Origin of the sequence: Nostoc sp. ChiSLP03a, assembly GCF_034531215.2 — a bacterium.
Taxonomy (GTDB): domain Bacteria; phylum Cyanobacteriota; class Cyanobacteriia; order Cyanobacteriales; family Nostocaceae; genus Nostoc.
Window position 1 is genome coordinate 23337 of sequence record NZ_JAVRBQ020000120.1, and the last position, 6252, is coordinate 29588.

6 protein-coding genes are annotated in these 6252 nt (G+C 42.2%); 4 read left to right on the forward strand and 2 right to left on the reverse strand.

Translation table 11 applies throughout. From position 1 onward, the window contains the following. The first annotated feature begins 156 nt into the window (after positions 1-156). Positions 157-624, forward strand: a complete 468-nt coding sequence (gene infC, locus RMY32_RS20045; RefSeq protein ID WP_322694979.1) for a translation initiation factor IF-3 — start codon at positions 157-159, stop codon at positions 622-624. 160 nt (positions 625-784) lie between these two features. Here the strand turns inward: infC and RMY32_RS20050 are convergent, their stop codons facing one another. Continuing rightward, entirely contained in the window at positions 785-1399 is a 615-nt protein-coding gene (locus tag RMY32_RS20050; RefSeq protein WP_322694972.1) for a TetR/AcrR family transcriptional regulator, read from the reverse strand. A gap of 251 nt (positions 1400-1650) precedes the next feature. Between RMY32_RS20050 and RMY32_RS20055 the strand changes: the two genes are divergently transcribed. The 3 genes from RMY32_RS20055 to RMY32_RS20065 all read left to right on the forward strand — a co-directional run bounded on the left by RMY32_RS20055 (position 1651) and on the right by RMY32_RS20065 (position 5001). Next, on the forward strand, positions 1651-2961 hold the full coding sequence (locus tag RMY32_RS20055; RefSeq protein ID WP_322712165.1) for an HlyD family efflux transporter periplasmic adaptor subunit: 1311 nt from the start codon (positions 1651-1653) through the stop codon (positions 2959-2961). Between the two features lie 95 nt (positions 2962-3056). After that, positions 3057-4229, forward strand: a complete 1173-nt coding sequence (devC, locus tag RMY32_RS20060; RefSeq protein ID WP_409883511.1) for an ABC transporter permease DevC — start codon at positions 3057-3059, stop codon at positions 4227-4229. 67 nt (positions 4230-4296) lie between these two features. After that, positions 4297-5001 (forward strand): DevA family ABC transporter ATP-binding protein, encoded by a 705-nt coding sequence (locus RMY32_RS20065; RefSeq protein ID WP_322712166.1) that lies wholly within the window; start codon positions 4297-4299, stop codon positions 4999-5001. A 102-nt stretch (positions 5002-5103) separates the two neighbouring features. Here RMY32_RS20065 and RMY32_RS20070 read toward each other — a convergent pair whose 3' ends face one another. After that, complete coding sequence (locus RMY32_RS20070) at positions 5104-6027, reverse strand: hypothetical protein (RefSeq protein ID WP_322712167.1); 924 nt, start codon at positions 6025-6027, stop codon at positions 5104-5106. Positions 6028-6252 lie beyond the last annotated feature (225 nt).

The following is a 6252-nucleotide window of genomic DNA, read 5'->3' on the forward strand; positions in this document are numbered from 1 at the left end:
AGCGAGTGCCGCAGTCCCTCATTCTATCAGATTGCCGTCTATTGTGTTGTTTAAAGTTGCTCTGATTCAGTGTTGTGTTAAATTGGCATTACCTGCTTGTAAAGCAAAGTATTGAACTAATGGGAGAAATTCGTTATCGCAATCCAAAAGCAACTGATTAATTCACAAATCAAGTCACCTAGCGTCTTCTTGATCGACCATGAGAATAACAATCGTGGTCTAATCGACACCAACGAGGCGTTACAGCTAGCTGAAAGCTTAGAGCTTGACTTAGTTGTAGTCTCCCAAGGTAAAGACGCTCCAATCGCCAAGATTCTCAACTATGGCAAGCTTCAGTATCAAAAGAAAAAACGTCAAAGCCAAAGTGCTAGACCTACGGTAAAAGAAGTTCGATTCGGTCTAAACGTAGGTGTGGCTGATTACAATTTACGCATCGAACAAGCAGGTCAATGGTTGAGTAAAGGCGATTCTGTCAAATTTGCCATTCGTTTACGAGGCCGAGAACATCAATATCGTGACAAAGCGGGAGAGATGCTAGACCGAATTGCAAACGATCTTAGTAAAGTAGGTAAAATCCAGTCGCTGGATAAACGTGCCCTAGTTATTCAAGTCATTCCTGCCTAGTTATCTGGCGATCACTAGAGGATGTATTTGTGGCAGCTTGTAAGGAACGAAAAAAGCCTGACATAGTACTGTAGCTTCTATGGAAAAAACAGTCAACTGTTACTCAAGGTGAATTTGAATTTCCGACCAAACAAGCGCCACGCGCCGGGATATAACCCAATCAATCGGCGCATTTATTGATTAGGTGTGTCAAAGCATCAATCAGGCGATCGCTTTCCATTGGTATAATATCCTGTCCATGCATCACATTTTGAGTAATATGAAAATGCACTAATGCTCCTAAGAGAATTCTCGCTGTCGCCTCTGGGTCAGGTATCTTTAATTCTGGAGCCGCCAAGTAGTGAGTGAGAGTTTCGGCTACTGGCTTAATCATCACCCGAATACAAATTTGAGCTAACTCAGGAAAACGCCCAGATTCCCCGATTAAGACTCGCATAAATGCACTATGTTCTTTGTCGTTAAGCATCTGATCTAATGCTTTGGTTACTACCTGGTGCAGTATGGCAGCTGGTTCTCCCTCAATCGGTTCTGTGCCAAAAATAGAGCTGTTCTTTTTGCTTGTAAGTTGCTCTAACAGTACTTTAAAAAGTCCTTCTTTATCTTGAAAGTGGCTGTAGACTGTCGCTTTAGAAACACCAGCTGCTACCGCTACCCGATCCATGCTCGTACCAGCATAGCCATGTTGAAGGAATTCTTGCATTGCCCCTTGCAGAATTTGCTCTACTTTATCAACGGAATTATCTCGATCGACTTCGTCAGTTTTGATGCGTACCATTTATTAATCATCCTTTCTTATCAACAATATTAATAGATGCAGCAAAATGCCCCAGTACAAAATGGCGAAAATAAATATACCCTTTGTTGAAGGGGGTAGGGAGCAGGAATAGCATTTCGCTGCATAATGACTTTGCAAATTGATTGACAAGTTTAGTTGCATCATATTGACTAAACTAGTCCGTTTAGTTTAGCATAAATTGAACTGGACAGTTTAGTACAAGTTGCTACTGGTGGTAAGGGGGGAATAGTATGAGGGAAAACAGGAATGCAGAGAGTTTAGGGTCTTTTCAGAATCTTGTGCGATCGCCTGTTCTACTTGCAATAATTGCATCTCTAGCAATAGGTGGAATCAGTGTTTATGCGGTGATGAAGTTCCAGGCTACAGCTAATGAGAAACAAAAAACACCAATAGCAGTTCAGCCCGTGGTAAAAACGGTAACAGCATTAGGGCGGTTAGAACCAAAGGGAGAGGTAATAAAACTGTCAGCGCCTTCTTCAAATGGTGAAGGAAATCGAGTAGAGCAACTATTGGTGAAAGAAGGCGATCCCGTCAAAGCTGGGCAGGTAGTTGCGATTATGGACAACCGCGATCGCTTGCAAGCTAGTTTGATTGAAGCACAAAAACAAGTTCAAGTTGCCAAAACCCGCCTTAACCAGGTAAAAGCTGGAGCCAAACAGGGAGAAATTGGAGCGCGCCAAGCTACGGTAAATCGCGTGCAAGTAGAACTACAAGGAAACATTAAAACTCAGCAAGCCACAATTAATCGTCTAGAAGCAGAATTGCTTGGGCAACAACGCAGCTTGCAAGCAACAGTGGCTCGCGTCGCAGCCGAGAAACGTAATGCTCAAGCTGACGTGCAGCGCTACGAAACTTTATACAAAGCAGGAGCAATTTCTAGCCAGGAAGTTGATAGCAGACGCTTAAACGCCGAAACTTCCACTCAAGCATTAATTGAAAGCCAAGCCACTCAGACAAGAACTGTCGCAACCCTACAACAGCAACTTAACGAAGCCAAAGCCAACCAGCAACAAACCCTCGCCAGCTTGCAACAGCAGATTAACGAAGCAAAAGCTAACTTGAATCAAACTGCTGAAGTCCGTCCCACAGATATAGCAAACGCACAAGCAGAAATAGACAGCGCTCAAGCCACGGCGGATAAAATTAGAGCAGAACTAGCACAGGCATACGTTGTGGCTCCTAAAGCCGGTCGAATTTTGGAGATTAATACGCGAGCCGGAGAAACTGTAGGCAATGAAGGCATTGTGGCTTTAGGTCAAACCGACCAGATGTATGCAGTAGTAGAAGTCTACCAAAGTGATATCAAAAAAGTGCGTCCGGGACAGGATGTGCGGGTAAGTAGTGATTCCCTCCGCCATGAATTAGAAGGAAGAGTCGATTGGATTGGTATGCAGGTAAAGCGGCAAAATCTGATCAACGCCGATCCCTCAAGCAATATTGATGCCAGAGTCGTGGAAGTCCACGTACAACTAAATAAACTATCTAGCCAAAATGCTTCTAGCTTAACTAATTTGCAAGTCAAGGCGGTAATTGTACTTTAAAGGGCATTGGGCATTGAATCTTCAATTTTGAATTTTGAATTTTGAATTGATTTCTCCCCTGCCTCCCCTGCTCCCTCATCTCCCCACTCTCTATTATGAAATTAATCGAACAACTGCGGCGGCGAACGCCTTTAGGATGGCTGCAACTGAGTCATGAAAAAGGTCGTCTTTTGGTGGCATTGTCAGGTATTGCCTTTGCCGATGTTCTAATGTTTATGCAGCTAGGGTTTCAGAATGCCCTGTTTGAAAGTAACACAATGCTGCATCGGAGTATGCAGGCTGATATGTTTGTCATCAGCCCCCAAGCACGTAACCTAGCATATATGTCTAGCTTTACGCGGCGGCGATTGTATCAAGCAATGGATGTACCAGGTGTAAAGTCGGCAGAAGGAATGTATGTCAACATTGTTGATTGGAAAAATCCCCAAACACATCAGAAAACGACAATATTAGTTATGGGGTTCAATCCCGATCGCCAAATGTTGAATTTAGCGGATGTAAATCGCCAGATAGATACTATTAAGCTACCAGATACCGTTCTGTTTGATCGCGCCTCTAGAGGAGATTACAATGAAGCGATCGCCAAAATTGAACAAGGTAAAACTGTCACAACCGAAATAGAACGGCGGACAATTACCGTTAGCGGCTTATTTTCAGTAGGGGCTTCTTTCATAGCCGATGGTACTTTGATTACCAGCGACCAGAACTTTCTGCGACTATTTCCCAGACAAGAAGCCAGCAGTGTCAGTCTCGGTTTAGTGCAACTGCAACCAGGCTATGACCCAAAACAGATCAAAGCAGCTTTAGAGTCTCATTTAGATAATGATGTTAAAGTTTTAACCAAAGCAGAATTTCTCGAATTTGAAATAAATTACTGGAAAACAAATACGGCGATCGGGTTTATCTTCAGCTTGGGTGTAGCAATGGGGTTTTTGGTGGGCGTGATTATCGTCTATCAAGTTCTTTCTACAGATGTGAATTCTCATATCAAAGAATACGCCACTTTTAAAGCAATGGGATATAACAATCTCTACTTATTAGGTGTGGTGTTTGAAGAAGCGATAATTTTGGCAGTTTTGGGCTTTATTCCTGGAGCGATCGCACCTTTAGGACTTTATCATTTAACTCGTAATGCCACCAATTTGCCAGTTTACATGACCGTAGCACGAGCTTTGACGGTATTAACACTGACGATGATTATGTGTATAATTTCTGGTGCGATCGCTACTCGGAAATTACAGTCTGCTGACCCCGCAGATATGTTTTAAATTTGTCATTTGTCATTTGTCCTTTGCAAATGACAAATGACAATCATCACGAGTAATCAAGCTATTTATGAGTAGTCAACCTGTAATCTCTGTTAAAAATCTCGACCACTATTTTGGTCATGGTCAACTCCGCAAGCAAGTTCTTTTTGATATCAACCTGGATATAAACGCTGGCGAAATTATTATTATGACTGGGCCTTCTGGCTCTGGTAAAACTACACTTCTCACCTTAGTTGGCGGCTTGCGTTCTTCCCAATCTGGCAGTTTGCAGATATTAGAACAAGAACTGTGTGGCGCTAAAAAAGGACAACTTACCCAAGTACGACGCAATAACGGTTATATTTTTCAGGCGCACAACTTGCACGGTAGCCTGACAGCACTCCAGAACGTCAAAATGGGCTTGGAAGTGCATAAAAATATTTCGGCGGCAGAAATGAAAACCCGGTCAGCCCAAATGTTAGAGGAGGTAGGATTAGGAGAACGCTTGAATTATTATCCTGATGATTTATCTGGGGGACAAAAACAAAGAGTTGCGATCGCTCGTGCATTGGTCGGTCGTCCTAAAATTGTCTTAGCAGATGAACCCACCGCCGCCCTTGACAGTAAATCGGGACGAGATGTGGTTAACCTAATGCAAAAACTAGCTAAGGAACAAGATTGTACCATTCTCTTGGTTACTCATGACAACCGCATTTTAGATATTGCCGATCGCATCGTCTACATGGAAGATGGCAAGTTAGTAAATGACAGTGCTGTTGTTGCAGCATCTTAAGCAGATTCTTTTTGAGCAATTCTCACAAATCAAATTTGTGAAGTAAAGAGATTTTGCAACTGCGAATCAGACTTTTTATACATTAGGTTTTTGCTACTCTTTCTAAGGATTGTACTCAAATTCGCTCCTTGAATGTACACCTATCCAATCTCCTGCTGGGGTTTGTCCGCCTTGGTAGGTGTAACGAACATCCCAAAAACTAATATTGTAGAGAGTGCGATGTCTCAGACACTGATTCATAAACTCGCTGAGTTTGAGGCTATCGTAGGCATCACCAGCATAATGAACATTTGGCTTTTCTAAAATAATTACCATTGTTGCGGCTTGCAGCGCAAGTTCAATGGCAGTCGTTTTAGTTTTGGCGTATGCACCTACGAGATGATGTTGATAAGTGCAGTTATATCCGCCGTAGTGGTAGCCGTAAATCGTAATGGGGGTGAGATCGTCAAGACAGGATTTAAATTCAGCTATCAAACTTTCGTTGACTGCATTTATTGATTCTTCGCAAACAATTTGCGTCGTGAGTTGATGGGGAGCGTAGACATCATCGCTTACTTGATCGGGGACGATGGGCGCAAGGCATAACCAGTGATTATTGCTAGTTTCGGCGACCACAATCGACACAGAAAAATCAGGATGTTCCCATGTAAAATCTTGATATTTTGCTTTGGGAATAGATAAATTGTATGCTTGCAAATTGCTAAAATTTTGAGTGAGAAGCTGCTGTATTTTTTGATAATATCTTTGGCGTTCAGAAGCAATACTTTCATTCCAAGTTTTATCCTTACGTTCATAACGCAGAGGAGCGTATTCATAATCAGAAGCTTCCTGATTAGTAGGAGTTCCCCATTCTTCAATATTTTGCCAATGTTTAAAAGCAAGTTTTATGTCGGTTAGATTAACAAAGCCTTCGGAAATCATTAAATTCCAGAGGTTAAATTCACCTTGGTTTGGAGTTTCCCAAACAAACGAACTTGAGCAGAGTAGTTCTAGTGTAGCAAGAAGTTGTTCTGTTTCGATTTTCATTTTTGATATTAATAAGTTTAGGGATTGTAAACAAATTCGCTTTTTATATAAAGCCCAGCCCAATCACCACATTCATTTTCAGCAATTAAGTAGGTAGGTGGAATTAATTATAAGATAGAAAAACTGCTAAATTAGCTTGTTATGCCTGCCCCATTACGCATCATTCTGACCCCAGAGGAAGACAGAACCTTAACGGAACTGCGACTTGCTCAGTGGCTTCCTCAA